Source organism: Marivita lacus, from assembly GCF_014637725.1.
GTDB classification, from domain to species: domain Bacteria; phylum Pseudomonadota; class Alphaproteobacteria; order Rhodobacterales; family Rhodobacteraceae; genus Marivita; species Marivita lacus.
Map to the genome: position 1 here is coordinate 41,901 of NZ_BMFC01000002.1, position 23,936 is coordinate 65,836.

General features: G+C 64.4%; 20 protein-coding genes. 13 read left to right on the top strand and 7 right to left on the bottom strand.

Annotated elements, in window-relative coordinates:
• The 10 genes from IEV82_RS04875 to IEV82_RS04920 all read left to right on the top strand — a co-directional run bounded on the left by IEV82_RS04875 (position 1) and on the right by IEV82_RS04920 (position 12,200).
• Entirely contained in the window at positions 1 to 1,176 is a 1,176-nt protein-coding gene (locus IEV82_RS04875; protein ID WP_188480859.1) for a thiolase family protein, read from the top strand.
• A gap of 10 nt (positions 1,177 to 1,186) precedes the next feature.
• Positions 1,187 to 2,344, top strand: coding sequence for an amidohydrolase (locus IEV82_RS04880; protein ID WP_188480860.1), 1,158 nt, complete (start codon positions 1,187 to 1,189; stop codon positions 2,342 to 2,344).
• A gap of 2 nt (positions 2,345 to 2,346) precedes the next feature.
• Complete coding sequence (gene alr / locus IEV82_RS04885) at positions 2,347 to 3,462, top strand: alanine racemase (protein WP_188480861.1); 1,116 nt, start codon at positions 2,347 to 2,349, stop codon at positions 3,460 to 3,462.
• Between the two features lie 233 nt (positions 3,463 to 3,695).
• The gene (locus IEV82_RS04890; protein WP_188480862.1) at positions 3,696 to 3,932 is read left to right on the top strand and encodes a hypothetical protein; all 237 of its coding nucleotides are present in this window, start codon (positions 3,696 to 3,698) and stop codon (positions 3,930 to 3,932) included.
• Between the two features lie 55 nt (positions 3,933 to 3,987).
• Complete coding sequence (locus IEV82_RS04895; RefSeq protein WP_188480863.1) at positions 3,988 to 4,479, top strand: YciE/YciF ferroxidase family protein; 492 nt, start codon at positions 3,988 to 3,990, stop codon at positions 4,477 to 4,479.
• A gap of 57 nt (positions 4,480 to 4,536) precedes the next feature.
• Complete coding sequence (locus tag IEV82_RS04900) at positions 4,537 to 6,540, top strand: protein-L-isoaspartate(D-aspartate) O-methyltransferase (RefSeq protein WP_229747678.1); 2,004 nt, start codon at positions 4,537 to 4,539, stop codon at positions 6,538 to 6,540.
• A 62-nt stretch (positions 6,541 to 6,602) separates the two neighbouring features.
• The gene (locus tag IEV82_RS04905) at positions 6,603 to 7,364 is read left to right on the top strand and encodes a PRC-barrel domain-containing protein (protein WP_188480864.1); all 762 of its coding nucleotides are present in this window, start codon (positions 6,603 to 6,605) and stop codon (positions 7,362 to 7,364) included.
• A 99-nt stretch (positions 7,365 to 7,463) separates the two neighbouring features.
• Positions 7,464 to 9,263, top strand: a complete 1,800-nt coding sequence (locus IEV82_RS04910) for an SLC13 family permease (RefSeq protein WP_188480865.1) — start codon at positions 7,464 to 7,466, stop codon at positions 9,261 to 9,263.
• Between the two features lie 61 nt (positions 9,264 to 9,324).
• On the top strand, positions 9,325 to 10,536 hold the full coding sequence (locus IEV82_RS04915; protein ID WP_188480866.1) for a permease: 1,212 nt from the start codon (positions 9,325 to 9,327) through the stop codon (positions 10,534 to 10,536).
• 149 nt (positions 10,537 to 10,685) lie between these two features.
• Positions 10,686 to 12,200, top strand: coding sequence for a malonate--CoA ligase (locus tag IEV82_RS04920; protein WP_188480867.1), 1,515 nt, complete (start codon positions 10,686 to 10,688; stop codon positions 12,198 to 12,200).
• Here IEV82_RS04920 and IEV82_RS04925 read toward each other — a convergent pair.
• The 6 genes from IEV82_RS04925 to IEV82_RS04950 form a co-directional block, all read right to left on the bottom strand.
• Positions 12,197 to 12,976: an SDR family oxidoreductase gene (locus IEV82_RS04925; protein WP_188480868.1), complete on the bottom strand. Its 780-nt coding sequence runs from the start codon at positions 12,974 to 12,976 to the stop codon at positions 12,197 to 12,199. The two genes, IEV82_RS04920 and IEV82_RS04925, sit on opposite strands and share 4 nt — an antisense overlap.
• 3 nt (positions 12,977 to 12,979) lie before the next feature.
• Complete coding sequence (locus tag IEV82_RS04930; protein ID WP_188480869.1) at positions 12,980 to 14,557, bottom strand: FAD-dependent monooxygenase; 1,578 nt, start codon at positions 14,555 to 14,557, stop codon at positions 12,980 to 12,982.
• A complete protein-coding gene (locus IEV82_RS04935) occupies positions 14,554 to 15,999 on the bottom strand; it encodes an aldehyde dehydrogenase family protein (protein WP_188480870.1) in 1,446 nt (481 codons plus the stop codon). Before IEV82_RS04935 ends, IEV82_RS04930 begins: the two co-directional genes overlap by 4 nt.
• 27 nt (positions 16,000 to 16,026) lie before the next feature.
• Positions 16,027 to 16,800: an IclR family transcriptional regulator gene (locus IEV82_RS04940; protein ID WP_188480871.1), complete on the bottom strand. Its 774-nt coding sequence runs from the start codon at positions 16,798 to 16,800 to the stop codon at positions 16,027 to 16,029.
• Positions 16,797 to 18,728, bottom strand: coding sequence for a TRAP transporter permease (locus IEV82_RS04945; RefSeq protein ID WP_229747679.1), 1,932 nt, complete (start codon positions 18,726 to 18,728; stop codon positions 16,797 to 16,799). Before IEV82_RS04945 ends, IEV82_RS04940 begins: the two co-directional genes overlap by 4 nt.
• 68 nt (positions 18,729 to 18,796) lie before the next feature.
• Entirely contained in the window at positions 18,797 to 19,747 is a 951-nt protein-coding gene (locus IEV82_RS04950) for a TAXI family TRAP transporter solute-binding subunit (RefSeq protein ID WP_188480872.1), read from the bottom strand.
• Positions 19,748 to 19,858: 111 nt separating this feature from the next.
• Between IEV82_RS04950 and IEV82_RS04955 the strand changes: the two genes are divergently transcribed.
• From IEV82_RS04955 to IEV82_RS04960, 3 genes are read left to right on the top strand one after another with little or no spacing between them, the layout of a single operon-like run.
• Positions 19,859 to 21,028 (top strand): thiamine pyrophosphate-binding protein, encoded by a 1,170-nt coding sequence (locus IEV82_RS04955; protein WP_229747680.1) that lies wholly within the window; start codon positions 19,859 to 19,861, stop codon positions 21,026 to 21,028.
• A complete protein-coding gene (locus tag IEV82_RS23530; protein WP_229747681.1) occupies positions 21,010 to 21,576 on the top strand; it encodes a thiamine pyrophosphate-dependent enzyme in 567 nt (188 codons plus the stop codon). Before IEV82_RS04955 ends, IEV82_RS23530 begins: the two co-directional genes overlap by 19 nt.
• Positions 21,576 to 22,325 (top strand): sulfite exporter TauE/SafE family protein, encoded by a 750-nt coding sequence (locus IEV82_RS04960; RefSeq protein WP_188480873.1) that lies wholly within the window; start codon positions 21,576 to 21,578, stop codon positions 22,323 to 22,325. The genes IEV82_RS23530 and IEV82_RS04960 overlap by 1 nt, the downstream gene beginning before the upstream one ends.
• A gap of 54 nt (positions 22,326 to 22,379) precedes the next feature.
• Here the strand turns inward: IEV82_RS04960 and IEV82_RS04965 are convergent, their stop codons facing one another.
• Positions 22,380 to 23,930, bottom strand: a complete 1,551-nt coding sequence (locus tag IEV82_RS04965; RefSeq protein ID WP_188480874.1) for a flotillin family protein — start codon at positions 23,928 to 23,930, stop codon at positions 22,380 to 22,382.
• Positions 23,931 to 23,936: the final 6 nt, after the last annotated feature.

Below are 23,936 nucleotides of genomic sequence, written 5' to 3' on the forward strand. Positions count from 1 at the left end.
ATGCGCGACGCCGTCATCGTGTCCACCGCCCGCACGCCCATCGGCAAGGCCTATCGCGGGGCGTTCAACAATCTCGAAGCGCCAAGCCTTGCCGCGCACGCGGTCAAGGCCGCGCTGGACCGCGCCGGGCTGAGCGGTGCGGAGGTCGAGGAGGCGGTGTTCGGATCAGCGCTTACGCAAGGCACGTCGGGCGTCAACGTGGCGCGGCATATCGTGCAGGCGGCCGCACTTCCCGACAGCGTGGCCGGGGCGACGGTGGACCGGCAATGCGCTTCGGGTCTCAACGCCATCGCCATCGCCTCGCACATGATACGCGGCGAACAGGTGGATATTGCGCTGGCGGGTGGGCTGGAAAGTATCTCTCTGGTGCAGAACGCCCATTGGAACGGCCATCGCTACCGTGATCCGAACGCGCCGGACGCCTATTACCTCACCATGCTGGAGACCGCCGAGGTGGTGGCCGCCCGTTATGGCGTGACCCGTGCGGCGCAGGACGCCTACGCGCTGCAAAGCCAGCACCGCACCGCCCGCGCGCAGGAGACGGGGCTGTTCGAGGACGAGATCGTGCCGGTCGATGCGGTCAAGATCGTCACCGACAAGGCGACGGGGGAAACCTCGGAACAGCCGGTGCGGCTAGACCGGGACGAGTGCAACCGGCCCGAGACCACGGCAGAGGGGCTGGCCAAGCTGGCGGCTGTGATGGGCGAGGGCCGGACCGTGACCGCAGGCAATGCCAGCCAGCTGTCGGACGGGGCCGCAGCCCTTGTGGTGATGGAAGCGGACGAGGCCGCGCGTCGCGCGTTGACCCCGCTGGGTGCCCTGCGCGGGTTTGCCGTTGCCGGCGTGGCACCCGAGGAAATGGGCATCGGCCCGGTCATCGCCATTCCACGGCTGCTTGACCGTGCGGGGCTGGGCGTTGACGACATCGACCTCTGGGAAATCAACGAGGCCTTTGCCGCCCAGTTGCTACATTGCCGCGACCATCTTGGCATTCCCGACGACCGGCTGAACGTGAACGGCGGGGCGATTGCGATTGGTCACCCCTACGGCATGTCCGGCGCGCGCATGGCGGGGCACCTCCTGCTCGAAGGGCGACGGCGTGGCGCGAAATGGGGTGTGGTGTCGATGTGTGTCGGGGGCGGACAAGGCGCCGCCGGGTTGTTCGAAATCTTCTGAAAGCCAAGCCATGACTGTTCTGACCAAGACCCAAATCAAAGACCTGACCGCGCTGCGGCATGCGCTGCACCGTCGACCGGAAATCTCGGGCGAAGAGGCTCTGACTGCGGCCCGTATCGCGCAGGAGCTTGAGGCGCTCGGGGCGGATCGCATTTGGCGCGGGTTTGGCGGTCACGGCGTTGCGGCAGAGTTCGCGGCGCTTGAGCCCGGTCCCACAGTGCTTTTGCGCTGTGAACTTGACGGGTTGCCGATCCTCGAAATCTCCGATCTGCCCCATGCGTCCGAGGTCGAAGGCAAGGGGCATCTCTGCGGACATGACGGGCACATGGTGTCGCTGCTGGGGGTGGCCACGGGTCTGTCCAGACGTCCCGCGAAAGGCCGGGTGATCCTGCTGTTCCAACCCGCCGAAGAAACCGGCGCGGGGGCCAAGGCCGTGATCGATGATCCGCGTTGGCCGGAGATCCGACCGGATTACGCCTTTGCCTATCACAACGTACCGGGACGTCCCTTGGGCGAGATCGGGCTGCGGCCGGGACCGGGCAATTGCGCATCGCGCGGCATGCAGATCCTGCTCGAGGGAAAAAGCTCGCATGCGGCGGTTCCCGAGGATGGGTTGTCGCCGGGCCCGGCAATGGCGGCATTGATGCAGGCGCTGCCGGGGCTGGGCGCCGGGGAGATCGGTGATCCGGACTTTGCCCTCAGCACCCTGACCCATGCGCGGCTGGGAGAGCCGACCTTCGGCATCGCCCCTGGACTGGGAGAGGTGCGCGTAACCCTGCGCTGCATGACCGATGACCGGATGGAGGCGCTGGTCGCGGACGCTCAGGCGCTGGTGGACCAGCAGTGCGCGGACCTGTCCGTGGATATTTCGTGGCACGACATTTTCCTGTCGGTGACCAACGACGCCGAGGCGACCGAGATGGCGCGGAAGGTCGCGCTTTCGCAGGACCGCCCGGTCCACGAGATGCCGACGCCCATGCGCTGGTCCGAGGATTTCGGCCGCATCGGCGGGGACGGCGCGCAGGCGGCCATGCTCTATGTCGGCGCGGGCGAGAACCATCCGCAACTGCACAATCCAGACTATGACTTCCCGGATGCGCTGATCCCGATCATGACCGACATGTTCCTCGGGATCGTCGACCACATTCTGGGTCGCGCGCAGGCCTGACCATGTCCGAGCCTGTCCCAAGTTCATGGTGCGAGATTCACCTGGACCGCATTTCCGACAACCTTGACCTGGCGCTGGGGCTGCTGCCCGAAGGCACCACTTTCTGCGCGGTCATGAAGGCCGACGCCTACGGGCACGGAATCGCGCGGGTGGTTCCCGTGTTGCTGGATCGTGGCGTCACGCGGATCGGCATCACCTCGAACGCCGAGGCGCGCGCCGTGCGGGACGCGGGGTTCACCGGCAGGCTGTTCCGGTTGCGCGCGGCGACGCCCGAAGAAACCGAAGCCGCCTTGGCGGACCGTGTGGAAGAGCAGGTGGGGTCCATCCTTGCCGCCCGACAGATGCGCGCGCTCATCGAAGGGGGGCGCGCGCAGGTGGGTGTGCATCTTGCGCTGAACGCCGGGAGCATGTCGCGCGACGGGCTGGATCTGGCGACAGACGAGGGCCGGCGTGAGTGTCGCGCGATCCTTGCGGAGCTAGCGGCGCACATCATCGGCATCTGCACGCATTTTTCCAGCAATGATCCGCACCCGCTCAGGCACGGCGCCGATCTCTTCGCGGATCAGGTCACGTGGGTCTGCGCCAACAGCGGTCTGAACCGGGCTGACCTTCTGGTCCATGCGGGCAGCAGCCTGACGCTGCTTTCCGGGCAGCGGATCGAGACCGACATGTATCGCTGCGGGGCCATTCTTTACGGGGTGCTGAATGACGGGCAGGGGTTTCGCCCGACGATGGAGCTCAAGTCGCGCGTGGTGCATATCGGCGATTATCCGAAGGGCGCGGCAGTGGGCTATGATCGCGAGTGCCTCCTGTCCAGGGATCGCCGTCTGGCCTGCATTTCCATCGGCTATGCCGCCGGGTACAGCCGCATCGCACAGGATCGCGGCGCGGTCCTGATCCGGGGGCACCTTGCCCCTGTGCTGGGCAAGGTGTCGATGAATTCCATCGTCGCGGACATGACCGGGATTGCCGATGTGCAGGTCGGGGACGAGGCAACCGTGTTCGGCGGTGAGGACGCCTTGCGGGTCGCGCCATCTGACGCGGTTGCGCAATTCCTCACGATCCTGCCCGACCTCTTTGCAGACTGGGGCATACGCAACCCGCGCGTCTATCTCTGAACGCCCTGCTGCCGTGAAACACCGTTCCCGGCGTCCCTTGGCCAAACGCATCCCAACACACCAGCACAATGAAATCTTGCCGGACCTCGGAACTGTCAGACGCACCGAATGTTAGTCGGATGTAACGCCGTTTGTTCTGCGTTCGCCTTTGTCAAAGGGTGTAACGCGCTCTGAACTCTGCATTTTCTGACACGGGCCGCAGCAGTGGCCCGTCCGTGAAAGGAGGTTCCGTCATGGCCCTTTTCTGGTTCTGGCTTCTGGTTTTCCTTGTTGTCTTTGCAATCGCCGCAGCACCCGGCTGGGACTACACGCGCGAGCGTCGTCCCTATCGTTACGGCGGACGGTATCGGTACTATCCGGTCGCAGGAGCGGGCCTTGGTATCGTGATGATCCTGCTGCTGTTCTGGCTGGGCTATATCGCGATCCTCTGGCCGTGGGCCGCCGCGCCGCCGCCGCCCGTCGCAGGCTGACGCACCTTTTCGCGATGCGCGACGGCACACCCAGGAAACTGACATGGAGACCGTGATGACACTCACCACTTTCCGCGAAATCTACCTTCAGGAGTTGCAGGAGGCGCGTTCCGTCGCGATGCAACTGACCGACGCGCTGGCCCGGATGCGAGACGACGCCACGGCTGTCGCCCTGAAAGAGATGCTCGAAGGCCATCTGGTCGACACCCGCGCACAGTGTGATGATGTCGAGGCCATTCTCAAGCGGCACGATGTCGACCCCGGTCAGCATGTTGACCAGTCGATGTCCCGCCTGATCGACGAAAGCCACAAATGGGTCAACATGCTGAAGGCAGGGGCCTTGCGCGATGCCGGTCTGATCGCGTCGATCCAACGGATCGAACATTACGAAATCGCCGTCTACGGCACGCTGGCCAGCTGGGCCAAGATGCTGGGCCATGACGACGACATGAACACGCTGCTGGCGATCCGCGATCAGGAAAAGGCAGCCGACACCCTTCTGACCGAGTTGGCAAAGCAATCCATCAATGCCGAAGCGGTCGATTGACCGCGCGGGCCGTGACCGTGTCACGGCTGATCCAGCATCCATCCACGGAGTCCGGACATGGTGAAACTGATCGACAGATCCAACCAGCGCGACGCGATGGTGACGCGCCAGATCGCCGGTCGTGGCATCCGCGATCCGCATGTTCTGAACGCGATGCGCCACATTCCCCGCGAGGCCTTCGTAGCCGACGGGTTCGAGGAATTCGCCTATGCGGACAAACCGTTGCCGATCGGGCACGACCAGACGATCTCGCAGCCTTATATCGTCGCGCTGATGGTCGAAGCGGCCGAAATTTGGCCCGGTGATCGCGTGCTGGAGATCGGTGCGGGCTCGGGCTATGCCGCTGCCGTGCTGGGCCATATCGCGGACAGCGTGCATACGGTCGAACGCCATGAACCGCTTGCCGAAACGGCGCGCGAAAATCTGGCGAAGGCGGGCGTCGAGAATGTCGACATCCATGTCGGCGACGGCACGCTGGGCTGGCCCGATGCCGGGCCCTACGATGCGATCCTCGTCGCGGCGGGCGGACCGTCGGTTCCGGCCTCGCTCAAGCGTCAGTTGAAACCCGGCGGGCGTCTGGTCATTCCGGTGGGTGAAGAGGACAGTCCGCAGCGGTTGCGCAAGCTGGTGCGCATGGGGGCCGACGCTTGGGATGACGCCGATATCGGCGGTGTCCGGTTCGTGCCCCTGATCGGCGCGCAGGGCTGGACCGAGGATGGACGGCGCTCTGCATCCAACCACGTGCCGGGGCAGAACAGCGGCAGGTCGCTTGCGCAGATGATTGCGGATGCGGCAGACCCGCTGCCTGATATCGACGATCCCGAATTCGGCGCGGTCCTTGATCGCTACGCCGACAAGCGCGTCGTGCTTCTTGGCGAAGCCAGCCACGGCACGTCCGAGTTCTACCGCGCCCGCGCGGCCATCACCCGCCACCTGATCGAAAACCACGGCTTCACCATCGTCGCCGCAGAGGCCGACTGGCCGGATGCTGCTGTGATCAACCGCCATGTCAGGCACGAAAAGCCCCGCGAGGATGCAGAGCCCGCCTTTACCCGCTTTCCCACGTGGATGTGGCGAAACACGGTTGTCGCAGGTCTGGTCGAATGGATGCGCAGCCACAATGCCACTGTCTCGGATGCGGACCGCAAGGTGTGGTTCTACGGTCTCGACATCTACAACATGCGCAGTTCGATCGAGGCGGTGCTGGCCTATCTTGACGATGTCGACCCGGAAGCGGCGCGGATTGCGCGCGAGCGCTACGGCTGCCTGACACCTTGGCAGCACGACCCTGCCACCTATGGCCGGGCGGTGCTGACCCAAGGCTACCGGGATTGCGAGGATCAGGTGGTCCAACAGCTGCGCGACCTGCTGGAACGGCGGCTGGACTACGAGGCGCAGGACGGGAACGAGTTTCTTGACGCCGCGCAGAATGCCCGGTTGGTGAAATCCGCCGAACGGTATTACCGCATCATGTATTACGGCGGTGCCGAAAGCTGGAACCTGCGCGACACGCACATGTTCGAAACGCTGGAACACCTTCTGGAGGCCAAGGGGCCGGACGCCAAGGCCGTGGTCTGGGCGCATAACAGCCATATCGGCGATGCGCGGGCGACCGAAATGGGTGCCGTGCGGGACGAGATCAACATCGGCCAACTGTGCCGCGAGACATTCGGCGACGACGCTGCGCTGATCGGGTTCGGCACCCACAAGGGCACGGTCGCCGCCGCGACGGACTGGGGTGGCGACATGGAGGTCAAAGAGGTGCGCCCGTCGCGGGACGACAGCTTTGAACGGGTTTGCCACGATGCGGACGTGCCGCAGTTCCTGCTCGACCTGAAGCGCGACGAAGCGGTGCGCCGTCGCTTGACCGAGCAGAGGCTCGAACGGTTCATCGGCGTGATCTACCGCCCGGAAACGGAACTCCAGAGTCACTACGCCGCGGCGTCACTGGCACAGCAGTTCGATGCATGGGTCTGGTTCGATGAGACCCGCGCGATCACGCCGCTGGACACCGACAAGACGCGCGAGGGCGTGCCGGACACCTATCCGTTCGGCCTCTGACCGCCGGCCATGCGGCTTGGCCGGATGGCGCAACACGACCACCCACGAAAGGAGACAGGATCATGCAACGCAGTTCCCTCATCACCGGATATCAGCTTCGCGCCAAGGATGGCACGATCGGCAGCATTGACGATCTGCTGTTCGACGAAAGCCATTTCGGCGTGCGATGGGTCGTCGTGGACACCGGGACATGGCTTCCCGGTCGCAAGGTGCTGCTGCCGCCAAGCGCGCTTGGTGAGCCTGACACGGATGTGCGCGAATATCCGGTCGATCTCGACAAGGAGCAGATCAAGGACGCGCCGGGCCTTGCCAGTGACAAGCCGGTGTCGCGCCAGATGGAGACCGACATCTACGGCTATTACGGCTGGACGCCCTATTGGTATGGCGGGTTTGGCTATCCTGCACCCGGCGGGATGTTTCCGACAGGGGCGATGCCGGTCACGCCGCCTGCGTCCTCCGAAGACCCCCAGAATGTGCAGGTCGGCGATCTTGGCGATCCCCAACTCCGCAGCGCCAACGAGGTGACCGGCTATAACGTCGAAGCCACCGACGGAAGCATCGGCCATATCGAGGATGTCATGGTCGATGAGACCGAGTGGGCGGTCCGTTACCTCATGGTCGATACCAAGAACTGGTGGCCGGGCAAGAAGGTGCTGATTTCGCCCGACTGGCGGCGCGAAATCGTCTGGAGCGAGCAGAAAATCTATGTCGATGTCACCCGCGACAAGGTCAAGAACGCCCCGGAATTCGATCCGACCATGACTGTCGATCGCGATTACGAAGACAGCATGTTCGCCCATTTCGGCTTCCGCCCGTACTGGTAAGCCGCGCAACCGCCCGTCGTGCGCTGTGTCATTCGAAAGGGATGACGGCCTGTCACGGGGCGGAGTGCTGCCAGTCAACAAGGAGACAGACCGATCGAGATGATACCCCTGACACAGAATCAGATGATCCTGATCGCGATCCTCGTGGGCGCGCTGATCGGCTTCGGCCTGACGAAGCTGCGGCACGACGTGGTTGCCCTGTGCGCGCTGATCGCCTCTGTCGTGACGGGACTGACCCCCGCGGACGAGGCCTTTGACGGCTTTGGCCATCCTGCGGTGATCACCGTGATCGGCGTGTTGCTCATCAGCACCGCACTGAAGAATTCCGGGGTTGTCGATCTGATCACCGCGAAGGTGGATGCGTTCTCGAAAAAGAAGCTGACGCATCTGACCCATCTCGTGGGCAGCGTGACCTTCGCCTCCAGCTTCATGAACAATGTGGGCGCGCTGGCGCTGATGATGCCGGTCGCCATCCAGAGCGCGCGGTCGCGGGACCGGCCTCCGTCGATGTTCCTGATGCCGCTGGCGTTCGGGTCGATGCTGGGGGGGATGGTCACCCTGATCGGCACGCCTCCGAACATCATCGTGGCGAACCTGCGCACCGACAAGGCAACCGGGGCCGAACCTTTCGGCATGTTCGACTTCACCCCTGTCGGGCTTGTCGTGGCGGTCACCGGGTTCATCTACCTCATCCTTGTGGGGTGGCGGCTGGTCCCGCAGCGCCGCAGTCAGGACAGCGACAACGACACCGTCTTTTCGCGGCAGGATTTTATCGTCGAGCTCTTGCTGACCGAGGAGTCCGACTACAAGGGCCTGACCGCACGCGAGATCCAGATCCGCCTGCCGGAAAACGCCAAGATGCTCGGGGTGTTGTCGGAGGACGGCATCACGCCGACACGCAGGGTGCAGGAGGTTGGACCGGAGGATGTGATCCTTGCCCGGATCGACCACGACACGCTGGACAAGCTGATCAGCGACGGCCTCTTTTGCATCCACCGTGAAGGCGCGGAAAAGTCACCGGACGACTATGATTGGACCGATCACGAATTGTCGGAATTTCTTGTGCCCGCCGATGCACAGGCCATCGGGCAGACCTTGGGGAAACTCGACCGGATGATCGGCCGCGAGTCCGAGATCATCGCTTTGGCGCAACAGGGCCGCCGGGTGAAGCAGCGCATCGCGACCCAGAAACTTGCGGCGGGCGATGTTTTTCTTGTCGGAGGCAGCGCCGAGACGCTCGGGGAAATGCCCGACCGGTTCGGGGTGATCCCGCTGGGTCAGAAGCACCGCAACCTTGGCGCGCCAAGGCGTCTGATCGCCAGCTTGGTGATCTTTGGCGCGGCGGTTGCGTTGACCTCGACCGGGGTTTTGAGCTCTTCCATGGCCTTTCTGATGGCGGTTCTGGGGATGGTCGCCATCGGTTCGCTCAGCCCGCTTGGGCTGTATAGCCATATCGACTGGCCGCTGATCGTGCTGCTTGGGGCCTTGTTTCCCGTCGGCGATGCCATGGTGTCGACAGAGCTTGCGAATGTGCTGGCCGGAGCCATCGTTGCGCATGGGCAGGATATTCCGGTCTGGGCGCTGATCGCCATCCTGATGGCCATCACCATGCTCTTGTCGGATGTGATCAACAACGCGGCGACGGCGCTGGTGATGGCACCGATTGCCATACGGATGGCGGACAACCTGTCCTTCTCGGCGGACCCGTTCCTGATGGCGGTGGCGGTTGGCGCGTCTTCGGCGTTCCTGACGCCCATCGGGCACCAATCGAACACGCTGGTCTTTACACGCGGTGGTTACCGGTTCGGCGATTACTGGCGCGCCGGGCTGCCGCTTGAGGTGCTGATCGTGTTGGTTGCAACGCCGATGATCCTCTACGTCTGGCCTGTTGCACCCTAACGTATCACGACACGGATCGCCGAAGCTGGAACTTTCCCGGCAGGATCGGCGCTTTAACCTCATGGAACAAGACTTCTTTTCGCAATGGCATGACGCGGCGCGCACCACGACCGGGCTGTTCTGGATGGCGTTCTGGGCCTTCGGGCTTGGCTACCTGATCTCGAGCATGATCCAGGTGTTCGTCACCGAAGCCCGCATGAAACGCACGATGGGGGACGCCGGTCCGAAAAGTGTGGCGCTTGGGACGTTCTTCGGTTTCGTGTCAAGTTCGTGCTCCTTCGCGGCACTGGCGACAACGCGGTCGCTCTTTGCCAAGGGGGCAGGGCTGGTGCCGTCGCTGGCCTTTCTGCTGGCCTCCACGAACCTCGTCATCGAGCTGGGCATCATCATCGGGGTGTTCCTGTCATGGCAATTCGTCGTCGGCGAATATCTTGGCGGTATGCTCCTGATCCTGTTCATGTGGCTGGTCGTCCGGTTCACCGCGCCGCAAAAGCTGACCGAACAGGCCCGCGAACGCGCGCGCGAGCAGGAAGGGTCGGGGGACAAAGAGGTGCCGGACTGGCGCAAGCTGATCCGTCGGCGCGAAGGCTGGCGCATGGTCGCCAACCGCTATTTCATGGAATGGGCGATGGTCTGGAAAGACGTGTCCATCGGCTTTACCGTGGCGGGGATCGTCGCGGCCTTTGTCCCGCAGCGCTTTTTCCAGTGGCTGTTCATCGGATCAGGCACCGAGGAAATCGGCTTTCTCCAATTGGTGCAGCACGCGCTTGTCGGGCCGTTGGCGGCGTTCTTCACCTTCATCGGCTCGATGGGCAACATCCCCTTGGCCGCGGTGCTGTTTTCCAACGGAGTCAGCTTTGCCGGGGTGATGGCGTTCATCTTCAGCGATCTGGTGGTGCTGCCTGTGCTGCGCATTCAGGCGAAATACTATGGCTGGAGGTTCGCGCTTTACGTGCTGGGTGTTTTCCTTGTCGTCCTCGTCGCGGCGACCATCGCGATGCATTACGGGTTCAAGCTGGCGGGCATGCTTCCCGATCCGTCGAGCGCGAAAAGCGTGATCGAACGGGATTTCTTTCAGGTCGATTACACGCTGTTCCTGAACGCAGGGTTCCTCACGCTGTCCCTGGGCGCATTGGCGTGGAAAATCCGCTGCTTCGGGATCGGGCTGGATTGGGGGTCGAACGCGACCGAGAAGGGTCTCTTTGTCGTGGCGATGCTGGCCTATGCGTGGCTGTTGGGCGGCTTGCTGCTGGCACCGCTCTGGGCGGGGTGAAAACGCCACGTGGTGGGCGTGCATTGACGTAGGGCTTTGCCCGTCATGCCCCAGATTGATTTTCCCGATACTGTCGCCTAGACGCATCCTGCGAAAGGTCGGGCCGGTGCCTTGACCCGTTCCGTGACGACGAAAGGATGATCTGTCCCATGGCCAACCCGCTGTATGACGCGCTTTTTGCGCCGCATGAGGGCAAAGCGACGCCGTTTTTGCACCTCACCGAGGGGCGCACCATCACCCATGCTGCATTCCTCGACCTTGTGGGCCAGATGGCGAACGCGCTGGCGCACTTGGGTGTTGCGGCGGGCGACCGCGTTGCGGTGCATGTCGAGAAATCGGCCGAGGCGCTGGCGCTCTATGCGGCCTGCGTGAAATCGGGTGCGGTGTTCCTGCCGCTCAACACGGCCTACACCCCGTCAGAGCTGTCCTATTTCGTCGAGGACAGTGGCGCTGCGTTGTTCCTGTGTGATCCGGGCGAGGCCCAAGCAGTGGAGCCGATCGCAAGGGCCACGGATTGTACGCTTCGGACGCTTGGACCGGACGGTGAGGGCAGCTTCATGGAGACGGTGCGCGCGCAATCCCCGCTGTCCGACATCGTGCCGCGTGACCCCGATGATCTGGCGGCGCTGCTCTATACCTCCGGCACCACCGGGCGTTCCAAGGGCGCGATGCTGACGCAGATCAACCTGCTCTCGAATGCCGAGGCGCTGGTGACGGCGTGGCAGTTCACCGACCGCGACGTTCTGCTGCACGCGCTGCCGATCTTTCACACCCATGGGCTGTTCGTGGCGACCAACACGCTGCTGCTGTCGGGCGGGGCGATGATCTTTTTGCCGAAATTCGACATCGAGGCGGTGCTGACTGCCCTGCCCGTGGCCACGACGATGATGGGAGTGCCGACCTTTTACACACGGCTGCTGGACGACGCCCGCTTTACCGCCGAGTTGGCGTCGCATATGCGGCTTTTCATCTCGGGCTCTGCGCCGCTTCTGGCGGAAACTCATGTGCAGTTCGAACAGCGCACCGGGCACCGCATCCTTGAACGCTACGGGATGACGGAAACCAACATGAACACCTCCAATCCCTACGAGGGCGACCGGCGCGCCGGGACCGTGGGGTTCGCCTTGCCGGGTGTCGAGGTCAAGGTCTGCGATCCCGAAACCGGCGTCACGCTGCCACAAGGCGAGATCGGCGTGCTCGAAGTGCGGGGCCCGAACGTCTTCAAAGGCTATTGGAACATGCCCGAAAAGACCCGCGAGGAATTGCGCGAGGACGGGTTCTTCATCACCGGCGATCTGGCCCTGATCGACGCGGACGGCTATGTGCAGATCGTCGGGCGCGGCAAGGACCTGATCATTTCGGGCGGCTACAACATCTACCCAAAGGAGATTGAGCTCTTCCTCGACACGCTGCCAAGTGTACGCGAATCCGCCGTGATCGGCGCGCCGCATCCCGATTTCGGGGAAAGCGTGGTGGCGGTGCTGGTGTCCGAGACCGGCGTGACCATCGACATCGACGCGGTCAAGGCGGCACTTCGGGAAAGCCTTGCCGGGTTCAAGCGCCCCCGCGTGATCGAGGTGGTTGAGGCGCTGCCGCGCAACACGATGGGCAAGGTGCAGAAGAACCAGCTGCGCGACCGCTACGCGGATGTGTTCGGCGGTTAGACCCCGCCTGTCAGGACCGCGTATTCGATCTGGGCTGTCAGCCCGCCATCGCATTCGATGTTGCAGCCAGTGACCCAGGACGCCTCTGGCGAGGCCAGAAAGCGGATGACCTGCGCGATCTCGTCGGGCTGGCCTGCACGGCCCGTCAGATCGACACCGCGGCTGGCGCGTTCGCCGAAGGCGGTCATGAAATCGTCGAGGATCGGCGTTGCGACGGCGGCGGGGCTGACGGCGTTGATCCGCAAGCCCAGATCGCGGAACCGCGCGACATTGGACAGCCCCCATACGATCACCGCCTCCTTGGACAGGTCATAGGCGCGCACCGGGTCGATGGCTTCCGCCCTGATGAACGCCTCCGGGTCTTCGGACGGGCGCAACGCCAGAAAGCGCTGAACCTGCGCAAAGTTGCTGCGCCATCTGCCTCCCGCCTTTGAGGCCATGTTGACGATGGACCCACCCGGCGTGAGATGCGGCAGCAGGTGTTCGGTCAGCGCGATGACGGCCTGCGTGTTGACGCGCAGGATCGTTGCTTCCAACCCCGGTCTTGGCGGCAGGCCTGCGGCGTTGACCAGCGCGTCGATGCGCGACACCGGTTCGAGCATCGGGATTGACCAAAGGTCGGACAGATCGGCGCTGATCCAGCGGTCGGCGGCGCTGCCGGGATCGTTGCGGTCGATGACCGTCACCCGATGCCCATCCGCCTTGAACAGGGCCAGAGCCGCCGCCCCGATGCCGGATGCGCCGCCGGTCAGGACAATATGCCGTTGCTCTGCCATGGTTTATGCTTTGGTCCGGCCGATGGCGGTAGCAAGAACATTCTGCGCCGTATCTGGTGTGACCGTATCGCCGGACCACGCGACGAACCCGTCCGGGCGGACCAGCACGATGCGCTGTTCCCAAGGGGCGAACCAATCCGGAGTGCAAGGCGGCGTGAGCAACGGCACCTGCAATGCCGACGCGGCCTGTTGAAACGCGGCTGCATCGCCCGGATCGGCACAAAGCACCGTGAAATCCGGGCCAAGCACATCCGCCACGTCCCGACCCACTGGGCCGGCGGGGGGCAGGTGATGCCCGGCGCGCGCGACAAAGCTGTGCGATCCCTTGGCGCTGGGCTTGCCCTGGCTGTCCGGCACGATGGGGGAGCCTTCGTAATTCGGTTCGAAATCCTCGACCCCCGATCCGCCTTCGGCACGCGCTCTCCACGCGGCCTCGAAGCTGGCGGCGTCCCGTGCGGGGTCGTGGTTTTCGAGGAATTCGCGGTCTTCGCGGATGAAGCTCTCGATGAAGTCTCTTGCCGTCGAGGCAAAGACCGGCTGACGTTCAGCGCTGTAGCTGTCGAGCAGCGCATCGCTGCCCCAACCCTCGATCACAGCGGCCAGTTTCCAGCCAAGGTTGCGCGAGTCCTCGAATCCGGTGTTGATCCCGTAGCCGCCATAGGGCGGATGGCTGTGCGCCGCATCCCCCGCGATGAAGGCGCGACCGGCGCGGTAGCTGTCGGCCAGCGACACGCGCAGATCCCAGAAGCCGACATAGTCCAGATCAAGCGCGAAATCCTGACCCACCGCCTTGTGCAGCAGCGCGCGGAAATCGAAATTGTCCTCGGTTGTGCCAAGCGGCACGGGGGCGTGAAAGAACCACGACAGCCCGTGATCGACCCGGCCAAAGAACAGCCAGTAGCCTTCGTAATCCGGGTGCAACACGTTGTAGAACGCCTTGCCCGGATAGCGGGTCAGCAGGTCGTGCAGTTCCTCTGACCGAAACACCAGCAGTGCCATCAGACGGTTGTGGTCCGACAGGGTTTCGCTGATCCCGGCATGCTCGCGCACGAAGGACCGGCTGCCATCGCAGCCCACGACATAAGACGCCTCGATCACCTGCCGCCCGTCGCCATTGCGTTCCGCGATGGTCAGGCGCACGCCGCCTTCGGTCATCTCGAGGCTGTCCCCGGACCAGCCGTACAGGAGCGTGATCGCCGGAATCTCGGCTGCGCGCGCGCGCAGGACACGTTCGGTCGCGTATTGCGGGAGCCGCGCATTGGGCGCGAAATAGTAGTCTTTCACATGTGACCGGTTCAGCCAGTCATAGGTGTGATCCGACAGCAGTTTGCCGTAAGCCGTCATGCCCCCGATACCGCCGCCCTTGGGAATGGGATGGGCGGTGTGCAATTCTTCCTCGCAACCCCATGCGCGGAAATGCTCGGAGGTGCGCTGGGTGAGGTTCTGCCCTTTCGGGATCGGCTGCGGTTCGCGATAGCGTTCGACCACGCAGACACGGATGCCGCGCTGGCCCAGTTCGATGGCAAGGCCCAGACCGACAGGTCCACCGCCATTGATCACCACGTCATAGCTGTCGCTCATACGGTCCCTCCGATGCGGCCCGGTTCGGAATAGATGTGTTTGGTCTCGAGAAAGTCATACAGTCCCTCTGGTCCGTGCAATCGCCCCAGCCCCGATTTGCCATAGCCGCCGGTTTCGGCTTCGGCAAAGAGCCGCAGATGCGCGTTGATCCAGACCGTGCCTGCCCGGATCGCACGTGCCATGCGCAGGGCGCGGTGGTGGTCGGCGGTGAAGACCGACGCGGCCAGCCCGTAGGCGGTGGCATTGGCCTTGGCGACGGCCTCTTGTTCGTCCGCGAAAGTTTCGATCGACACGATGGGGCCGAACAGTTCCTCCTGCACCAAGGGTGAGGCAATATCGTCGATGCGGAACAGGGTGGGCGTCAGGAACGCGGCATCCGACAGGGGCGCGCCGCGCAGGATGATCTCGCCTTCGTCGCCCGCCTGTTCGATCAGCCGTTCGATCCGCGCGCGGTTGTCCATGTCGATCAGCGATCCCATCTGGCTGTCGGGCCGGTCACCGGGGCCGACGCGCACCGCCTTGAACGCGGCGGTGATGCGGGACTCGAAATCGGCGACGACAGCCTCGTGCACAAGGAACCGCGCGGCGGCAACGCAGATCTGACCGGCCATCGCCAAGGCTCCGTGGGTCAGTTCATGCACCGCATGATCGAGGTCGGCATCGGCAAAGATCACCGCAGGCGCCTTGCCGCCAAGCTCCAGTCCCACCCGTTTCAGGGTCGGGGCGGCGGCGGCCATGATGGCCTGCCCGGTGCGGCTGCTGCCGGTAAAGCTGATCACGTCGATATCGGGTGAGGCGGTCATGGCGCGGCCCACCTCGATGCCGTTTTCGTTGACCGAATTGACCACGCCCTTGGGCAGGGACGAGGCCTCCGCGATGGCCTGCATGATGCGCGCATGCACCAGCGGGGTCTGATGCGCGGGCTTGATCACGGCGGTGCAGCCAGCGGCCAGCGCAGGAGCAAGCGACCGCATGAGCAGTGTCACCGGCGCGTTCCACGGCACGATGATGCCTGCGACCCCCGCCGCCTCGCGATGAAACAGCGACAGGCTGCCCGGCGTGATTTCCTGCATCGAGCCGCGAATGTCGCGGGCAAGGCCGGCGTAGTAGCGGGTCTCGGAAATGGCCGCCATGGTCTCGCCCAAGGCTTCGGAGCGGATCTTGCCGTTCTCGGCCACCACCAGATCAGCGATCTCGTTCTTTGCGGCTTCAAGTCGGTCCGCGATCTCGAGCAGGGCCTGCGACCGCAGGCGCGGTGCATGGGCCCAGTCGGTGTTGAAGAAGGCGGCGCGGGCCGTGGCGGCGGCGGCGTCGGTCAGATCGGCGCTGCCGCTGTGGTACTGGCCCAGCGGGGCAAGGGTGGCGGGGTTCACGCTCTGGGCCAGCGGGCCGTCGCCAATCCAGTCGCCGCCGATGTAATGCCGTGCAGGGTCAGTGGTCATGTCGCTCTCTTTCCGGTCAGTCATGGGTCAGGCAATGGCGCGGGCGTCGGGCTGGGTCAGCGCGTCCGAGATCGCCTCGGCCCGGTCGCGGATGGCCGTGCGCAGCGCGTCCAGCCTGTCCTGTGTCAGGGCGGCTTGTTCCGTGGACAGGCACAGTGCGCCGATTGGGGTGCCGTCGCCCGCAAGAATGGGTGCCGCAACGCCGACAAGGCCCGGCGTGACTTCGCCCCGTGCGATGGCCACGCGGTTGCGGCGGATGCGTTTCAGCTCGGTCAGAACCGCCTCCTTGGTCGATCCGATGCCCGAAGTGACGAAAGCGTCGAGATAGTCGCTGACCAGCGCGGAACGGTCCTTTGGGGGCAGAAAGGCGACGATGGCGCGGCTGACAGCGCCCTTGCCGATGGGCATGGGCCGACCGCGCGGATAGGACGAGCGCGGTTCCGGTGCCGACACGCGGGACGCCACGCAGAGCATTTTCTGATCATAGAACCGGACCACGAATGCTGAGCCGATGAATGCCTCGGCCAGAGCCGCCAGATGCGGATCTGCAGCGGTGATCAGCGGATCGGAACGGCGCATGAGGAAATCAAGCTCGGTCACGCGCGGGCCCAGCGTGTAGCCTGCCTGAGGCAGCGACACGAGATAGCCCGCATCCTTGAGCGTCTTGAGGTAGCGATAGAGCGTCGGGCGCGAAAACCCAAGCGCCCGCATCATGTCCTCGGGTGTCCATTCGGGGGTGTCCTCGGAAAACAGGCCAAGGATTGCCAGAAGCCGCTCGCCGGAACCGGAGACCGATCTCATGGCGCCTCCTCCTGCGCCAGCGGTGCTGCCGCGCGGCGGCGGAACACCTCGTTGCCGATCAGCGCCAGACCCAGCACGACGCCCGCCGCGTCGGTCAGGATCGCGCCTTCGAAAGCTCCGGCAGGCACCAGCGCCATCAGGCCGGCCACGATGAACAAGAGCCGTTTGAGCGGCGACAACCGGTCCGAGAAATACCCGGCCAGCCCGGCCGAGACAAGCCAGACGCCAAGGCTTGCGGTGATCACGGCAAAGACGATCTCGGTGGTTTCACCGATCAGGAGCAGCGACGGGCTGAACACGAACAGCACCGGGATCACGTAGGCCGCCCAACCGAACCGCATCGCGGCCCAGCCGGTGGCCATTGCGGGTGCCTTGGCGATGGCGGCGGCGGCAAAGGCGGCCATGGCGATGGGCGGCGTGATCATCGACATCATGCCGAAATAAAGCACGTAAAGATGTGCTGCGATGGGTTCGATCCCCACTTCGATCAGCGCAGGGGCGACAAGCGCGGCGAGCAAGACATAAACGCCCAGCGTGGGCAGGCCCATGCCAAGGATGATGCAGACCACCGCCGACAATGCCAGCAGAGTGATCGCGCTGCCGCCACCCACCTGCACCAGCGCATAGGTCAGGTTGAAGCTGAGGCCGGTGATGTTGAGCACCCCGATCACCATGCCGGACGCGGCCGAGATGAGAAGGATCTCGACCACGCCGTGCCCGGTGCGGGCAAAGCTGCCAAAAAGCGCGCGAAGCGTAGGACGTGCGCCGCGATAGCCGAAGATCAGCGCGGTGCCGCACAAAGCCAGCGCCGACCAGAGGGCGGCGCGTTCGGGCTGGTAGCGCAGCCAGAACAGCAGGTAGATCAGCACGGCAAAGGCAGAGGCAAAATGCAGGCCGACCAGCACGGTGCGCCGGGCGGGGATCTCGGATTCGGGCACGCGCTGAATGCCCATCTTGGCCGCTTCGAGATCGGCCTGAATGAACAGCGCCACGTAGTAGAGGATCGCAGGCAGCAGGGCCGCCATGACGATCTGGCTGTAGGGAATGGCCAGAAACTCGGCCATCAGGAAGGCCGATGCGCCCATCACCGGCGGCATGAGCTGGCCTCCGGTGGAGGCCACGGCCTCGATCGCGGCCGCCTTGTGGGCGGGGTAGCCATCGCGCTTGATCATCGGGATGGTGACCACGCCGGTGCCCACCACGTTTGCGACAGCCGAGCCCGAGATCGACCCGAAAAGGCCGGAGGCCAGAACCGAGATCTTCATGGACCCGCCGCGGAACCGGCCCATGCCGATCATCGCCGCGTCGGTGAAAAACTGCGACCCGCCAGTGATGCCCAAAAGCACGCCGAACAGGATGAAGGCGATCACCACGGTCGCGGCAACCGACATCGGCAGACCCAGAACGCCGTTTGAATCCACCGCAAGATAGCCGGTCAGCAATTGCCAGTTCTGTGGTCTGCCCTGAAGCCGTCCGGGGATCAGGTCACCGAACAGGGCATAGAGCAGAAAGGCCGCGATGATGATGACCAGCGCCCAGCCGGTGGCGCGGCGCAGCGACTCCAACAGCAGCACGATGATGATGAAGCTGGGAATCCACAGCTCGGGCGGGCGGGAAAAGATCATCAGCACGAGGTCGGGATATTTGACCGCCACATACCCAAGGGCGGCCATCGACAGGCCCGCAAGGATCAGATCGTAAACCGGCACGCCCTCCCGTTCGGTTCCGCGCCGGGCGGGCAGGGTCAGGAACGCCAGCGGCAGGGCAAAGAACAGCACGCCTGCGAAGAATTGCTGCGGATAAAGGTCCAGCCCCAGCTTGCGCCGCACCGACAGCGCCCAGCCGACTGCCAGCAGGACAAGGCAGGCCGCGAAGAGGTCGGCCAAAGGGGTCGCAAGACGCGCGGGCAGGGCAGGCATGGCTGTCATGATATCCGTGATTGTTCGAGGTCAGGCAGATGGACCGCGCGCCCGCATGTCGGGGCGCGCGCCGGGGCTCAGTTCAGGCCCGCTTCCTCGAAAAAGCGCAGCGCGCCGGGGTGGTATTCCGCGACACCCTGTTCGCCCTTCATGTCTGCGGGCTTGAAGGCGCGGAACGGCGGGAAGGTGTCGATCATCACCTGCGCGTTCTCGTGGATGGCCTTGGTCATTGCATAGACCACGTCATCCGATGCGCCCGCGTGGGTGAAGATCACCTGCGGGAAGGCGATGTAGACCGTGTCCTCGAGCACTCCGGGCATGGAACCTGCGGGCAGGGTGGTGAAGAACGCGGTCGGCCAATGCTCGCGCGCGGCCGCAAGGGCTGCATCGCCGTCATCCTCGACACCCAGTGCGCGCAGTCCACCCACGGCGGCATCGGCCTCGCGGACCTTGCCGGCGCCATGCGCGAAGATAAAGCCAACGGTGTCCCCCGCCATGAAGGCATCGGCACCGGCAACGACGCTGGCGACCGAGATTTTCTGGACATCGTCGCGGGTCATGCCTGCGGTGGCATAAAAGGCGGAAAGCTGCGGCAGGATGGTGTTTTGCGCGGTGTAGCCATCGGTCATCGGCTGTCCCTTGAGGTCGGACACCTTCATGATGTCGCTGTCGGCGCGGACAAAGATCGCCTCGACCAGCGGCATCAGATGCGCGACGACGCGCAGGTTCGGGTTGGTGCGGCCCTCCCACCAGGCGTCGCCGGTCACGGCATAATCGACCTCCTGAAGGTTCGCGACGCCGAATTCGATGCCGCCCTGGTCGATGAACGGGATGAACTGGTTGGGGCTGGTGGCGGGCTGGATCGTGGTGTTCAGACCAGCCGCATTGGCGGCGTTCGCGACGGCAGTGCCGATGTTGTGGAACAGCGAGCCGGGGTTCGATGTGGCGATGCCGACATTCTGCGCACTGGCCGATGTGCCGAGTGTCGCGCTCAGGAATACCGCCGCGGCGGTGAGTAGCGTCTTCATGGTTGTCCTCCCTAATGTGGTTCTCGTTTGGGTTAGAATCCCAATTATTGAGAATAAGTTGACTTTACGAAGCGGCAGCGGAATATCAAGCCTGAGATTCACGGAGGACGTATGTTTGAAGAAACGGCCCGGCCGAAGACCGGGGGCGAAGCGCTTTTGACCGCCCTGAAACAGTGCGGGATCGACTATCTGTTCGCCAATGCCGGAACAGATTTTCCGCCCATTATCGAAGGGCTTGCGCGGCTTCCTGAAAGCGATGTGCCGACACCGGTCACGGTGCCGCACGAAACCGCGGGCATGGCGATGGCGCATGGCTACTGGCTTGTCACCGGTGCCCCGCAGGCGGTGATGGTGCATGTCAATGTCGGTCTGGCCAATGCCGTGATGGGTGTGATCAACGCCGCTTCGGACAATATTCCGGTCTTCGTGCTGTCCGGGCGCACGCCGCTGACGGAATCGGGGCGCAAGGGCGGGCGGATGACACCGATCCAGTACGGGCAGGAGATGTACGACCAGACCAGCCTCGTGCGCGACGTGGTCAAGTTCGACTACGAATTGCGCTACCCCGAACAGGCCGACAGCGTGACCAAGCGCGCGGCGTCCCTGATGGTCAGCGCGCCCGAGGGGCCGGTCTACATGAGCCTGCCCAAGGAGCCGTTGACCGAAGCGCTGCCGGACGGGTTCAAGCCCGCAGCGGTTCCCGCGCGCGCCCGTCCTGCCGCCCCGGATCCCGTGGCTATGGCCCAGCTTGCGGCATGGATCGCAGAGGCCTCGATGCCCGTTGTGCTGTGCCAGCGCGGCGATCCGCAGGGGCGGCTTTCGACGGTCCTGTCACACTGTGCCAAGGCGTTTGGCCTTGCCGTGTCGGAACCGTTCAGCATTCGCAACGTGCTGGCCTCGGAGGATCCGGCGCTGCTGGGCTACAACCCCAAACCCGCCACGGCGGAGGCCGATCTGGTGATCGTGCTCGACTCTGCCGTGCCGTGGATCGAGGCGGTGAGCGCGCCGCAAAACGGTGTCCGCGTCGTGCATATCGGACCCGATCCGCTGTTCCGCCGTCAACCTGTGCGCGGCTATCGCACCGATCTTGCGATCACCGCCGATCCGGTGATGGCGCTGGAGGCGTTGTTGTCGCACGAACCCGACGCTGCTGCCGTGGCACGTCGGCAGAGGATTCACGCCAAGGTCGCATCGCGTCGCGAGGCAAGCCCAAAACCCGATGCAGGCGGCGACGGGCCGATGTCGGCGGAATGGATGANCCGATGTCGGCGGAATGGATGAGCGCCTGCATCTCGGACATCATGGACGATAGCGCGGTGGCGTTTTCCGAGCTGGGGCTGCTCTTGCCGCATATGAAACTGAAAGGTCCGAACCGCGTGTTCTCCAACGTCCATGCGGGCGGTCTTGGTTGGGCCATGCCTGCAGCCCTTGGCGCGCAACTGGCCGACCGGGACCGGCTGGTGATCGCCTGTGTGGGGGATGGATCGTACATGTTCGCCAATCCGGTTGCCTGTCACCAGATCGCCGAAGCGCTGGGTCTGCCGATCCTCACCATCATCAAGAACAACGCGATGTGGAACGCGGTGCGCCGGTCTGTGGTCAAGGGCTATCCGGACGGGGCGGCGGTACGGCAGAACCGCATCCCGCTCACCTCGCTCGAGCCGCTGCCGGACTTCACGCAGGTGGCCCGTGCCAGCCGCGCGCATGCCGAACGGATCGAGCGGGGCGCAGACCTGCCCGACGCCCTGCGCCGCGCGGTCGAGGTGATCCGCACCGAACGCCGTCAGGTGCTTCTGGACCTGTCGGTTGCGGCGTCGGACGATCATTGATGGATCCGGTGTCTTTGGCCTTTGCCTTTGTCGGCATCCTGCTGGGCGGGTTCCTCAAGGGGGCCACCGGAGCGGGCGCGCCGGTTGTGGGCGTGCCGGTTCTGGCCATCGTGTTTGACGTGCCGATGGCGGTGGCGATCTTTTCCGTGCTCAACCTCTGCACCAATATCTGGCAAAGCTGGGCCTTTCGGGCCGAGGTGACAGAGCATCGCTTTGTCTGGACCTTTGCCGCGACGGGCGCGGTTGGGGCTGTGCTGGGGTCGATCCTGCTGGCGTCCTTGCCGGTGCCGCTTTTGATGGGGGCGCTGGCGGGGGTGGTCTTCGCCTATATCGGGCTGCGCCTGGCACGGCCGAACTGGGTGTTGTCGCGTGCGCGCGGACGGCAGATGGGGCCTTACGTGGGTTTGATCGGCGGCGTGATGCAGGGGGCGGGCGGGTTGTCCGCGCCGGTCTCGATCACCTTCCTGAACGCGCTGAACCTGCCGCGCAAGGAGTTCATCGCGACCATCGCCATCTTCTTTCTGGCAATGTCGGTCACGCAGGTGCCTGCGCTTGCCGCACTGGGCATTCTGACCTGGGACCGGTTGCTGCTGGCGTTTCTCGCGCTGATCCCGATGTTCCTGGGCATTCCCATCGGATCATTCGCGGCGCGGTTCCTGTCGAAACAGGCCTTCGACCGGCTGATCCTGTCGCTTCTCGCGGTGATCGCGGTCAAGCTGATCTGGGACGCGGTGCAGGCGGGTATGTAGACGACAAACGCCACCCCCGGTCGGGGGTGGCGCTTTGCGTGAGTTCGGCAGGGCTCAGCCCTTCTTGTCGCTCGCGGGCAGAACCCCGTCCATGTTGATGCCGATCTGATCGCCGATCTTCTTCATCGCGGGCAGGGCCACGGCCATGTCGAGGATCGAGTCGATGGTCTGGCTGACGGGGGACGTGCTGCCGCCACCTTCGGTCTTGCCAAGCCCGGTGACATGGTTGATGTTGATGCCGCGGATCTTCTCGGCCGGTTTCACCATTTCGGCAAGAATCTTCGGCATCGCGTCCAGCCGTGCCTTTTCCAGCTCCATCGCCATCAGCGCCTCTGACCGGGTGTTCTCGGCCTTGATGCGCTCACCTTCGGCGTCGGCCTCGGCGGTCTTGTAGACCTTCATCGACGCCGCCTCCTCGCGGCGAATGACACCCTTGGCCTTGGCGACCTCCTGATCCGCAATCGAGGTGATGCGGGCGCGTTCGGCATTCGCCTCGGCGTCCTGCTGGGCCGCGATCAGGGCCAGCGACTTGCGCCGTTCGGCCACGGCCATTTCGCGCAGGGTCTGGATTTCCTCTTCGGCCTTGACCAATTGCGCGCGGGCCATGGTCGCCTCTGCGCGTGCCTTGGATTCCTCTTCACTCTTGGCGGCGGTCTGGATGACCTTTTCCTGCTCTGCGATCTCCAAGGACCGCAATTGCGCGATCTCGGCTTCGCGGATCTGCAATTCACGCTGGATCGAGGTGGCCTGAATCTCCTGCTCCATGCGGATGCGGGCCTGTGCGGCCTCGCGTTCCGCATCGGCCTTGCGGCGCGCCACTTCGGTCAGCTGCGCGGCCAGCAGGGTTTCGATTTCCTGCGTCTGCGCGATCTCGGCGCGGCGTTCCTCCAGTTCGATCTCGAGCCGGCGCTGGTTCGCCTGAACCTCGGCGCGGCGCACGGCGACGGCGGTTTCGCCTTCGATCTCGGCGCGTTCCTTTTTGGACTTGGCGATCACCTCGGCCAGCTTGCGCATGCCCACCGCGTTGAAGGCGTTGTTCTCGTCCAGCGACGAAAACGGCGTCTGATCCAGCGCGGTCAGCGACACGCTGTCAAGCTGCAACCCGTATTTCACCAACGTGTCCGCCAGAGCCTCGTGCACCTCGCGCACGAACTCGGTGCGGTTCTCGTGCAGTTCGTCCATCGTCATCTGGGCCGCGACCGCGCGCAGGGCGTCGACCATCATCCCGTCGATCAGCGACTTGAGCTGATCGGGCTGGAAGGTGCGCTTGCCCAGCGTCTGCGCGGCGCGCACGATGGCCGCGTCTTCGGGCAGAACGGAGGCATAGAATTCAGCGCCCACGTCGATGCGCATCCGGTCCTTGGTGATCAGCGCGCTGTCGCCCGCGCGGGTCACCTCCATGCGGATCGTCTGCATGTTGACGCGGCTGATCTCGTGGAAGAACGGAATGGCAAGCGTGCCGCCGTCAATCACCACCTTGCGCCCGCCGATGCCGGTGCGCACGAGGCTGACCTCGTTTGTGGCGCGTTCATAGAACCATGCCGCCAGCACCACCAAGATGGCGGCGATGACCAGAAGCAGGATGATCCATCCAAGGGCTGTCATGTGTAA

What these genes read in the sequence shown, in the direction of transcription:
- IEV82_RS04875 (WP_188480859.1), top strand. Translation starts at nt 1, where the DNA reads ATGCGCGACGCCGTCATCGTGTCCACCGCCCGCACGCCCATCGGCAAG.
- IEV82_RS04880 (WP_188480860.1), top strand. Translation starts at nt 1,187, where the DNA reads ATGACTGTTCTGACCAAGACCCAAATCAAAGACCTGACCGCGCTGCGG.
- alr (WP_188480861.1), top strand. Translation starts at nt 2,347, where the DNA reads ATGTCCGAGCCTGTCCCAAGTTCATGGTGCGAGATTCACCTGGACCGC.
- IEV82_RS04890 (WP_188480862.1), top strand. Translation starts at nt 3,696, where the DNA reads ATGGCCCTTTTCTGGTTCTGGCTTCTGGTTTTCCTTGTTGTCTTTGCA.
- IEV82_RS04895 (WP_188480863.1), top strand. Translation starts at nt 3,988, where the DNA reads ATGACACTCACCACTTTCCGCGAAATCTACCTTCAGGAGTTGCAGGAG.
- IEV82_RS04900 (WP_229747678.1), top strand. Translation starts at nt 4,537, where the DNA reads ATGGTGAAACTGATCGACAGATCCAACCAGCGCGACGCGATGGTGACG.
- IEV82_RS04905 (WP_188480864.1), top strand. Translation starts at nt 6,603, where the DNA reads ATGCAACGCAGTTCCCTCATCACCGGATATCAGCTTCGCGCCAAGGAT.
- IEV82_RS04910 (WP_188480865.1), top strand. Translation starts at nt 7,464, where the DNA reads ATGATACCCCTGACACAGAATCAGATGATCCTGATCGCGATCCTCGTG.
- IEV82_RS04915 (WP_188480866.1), top strand. Translation starts at nt 9,325, where the DNA reads ATGGAACAAGACTTCTTTTCGCAATGGCATGACGCGGCGCGCACCACG.
- IEV82_RS04920 (WP_188480867.1), top strand. Translation starts at nt 10,686, where the DNA reads ATGGCCAACCCGCTGTATGACGCGCTTTTTGCGCCGCATGAGGGCAAA.
- IEV82_RS04925 (WP_188480868.1), bottom strand. Translation starts at nt 12,976, where the DNA reads ATGGCAGAGCAACGGCATATTGTCCTGACCGGCGGCGCATCCGGCATC.
- IEV82_RS04930 (WP_188480869.1), bottom strand. Translation starts at nt 14,557, where the DNA reads ATGAGCGACAGCTATGACGTGGTGATCAATGGCGGTGGACCTGTCGGT.
- IEV82_RS04935 (WP_188480870.1), bottom strand. Translation starts at nt 15,999, where the DNA reads ATGACCACTGACCCTGCACGGCATTACATCGGCGGCGACTGGATTGGC.
- IEV82_RS04940 (WP_188480871.1), bottom strand. Translation starts at nt 16,800, where the DNA reads ATGAGATCGGTCTCCGGTTCCGGCGAGCGGCTTCTGGCAATCCTTGGC.
- IEV82_RS04945 (WP_229747679.1), bottom strand. Translation starts at nt 18,728, where the DNA reads ATGACAGCCATGCCTGCCCTGCCCGCGCGTCTTGCGACCCCTTTGGCC.
- IEV82_RS04950 (WP_188480872.1), bottom strand. Translation starts at nt 19,747, where the DNA reads ATGAAGACGCTACTCACCGCCGCGGCGGTATTCCTGAGCGCGACACTC.
- IEV82_RS23530 (WP_229747681.1), top strand. Translation starts at nt 21,010, where the DNA reads ATGTCGGCGGAATGGATGAGCGCCTGCATCTCGGACATCATGGACGAT.
- IEV82_RS04960 (WP_188480873.1), top strand. Translation starts at nt 21,576, where the DNA reads ATGGATCCGGTGTCTTTGGCCTTTGCCTTTGTCGGCATCCTGCTGGGC.
- IEV82_RS04965 (WP_188480874.1), bottom strand. Translation starts at nt 23,930, where the DNA reads ATGACAGCCCTTGGATGGATCATCCTGCTTCTGGTCATCGCCGCCATC.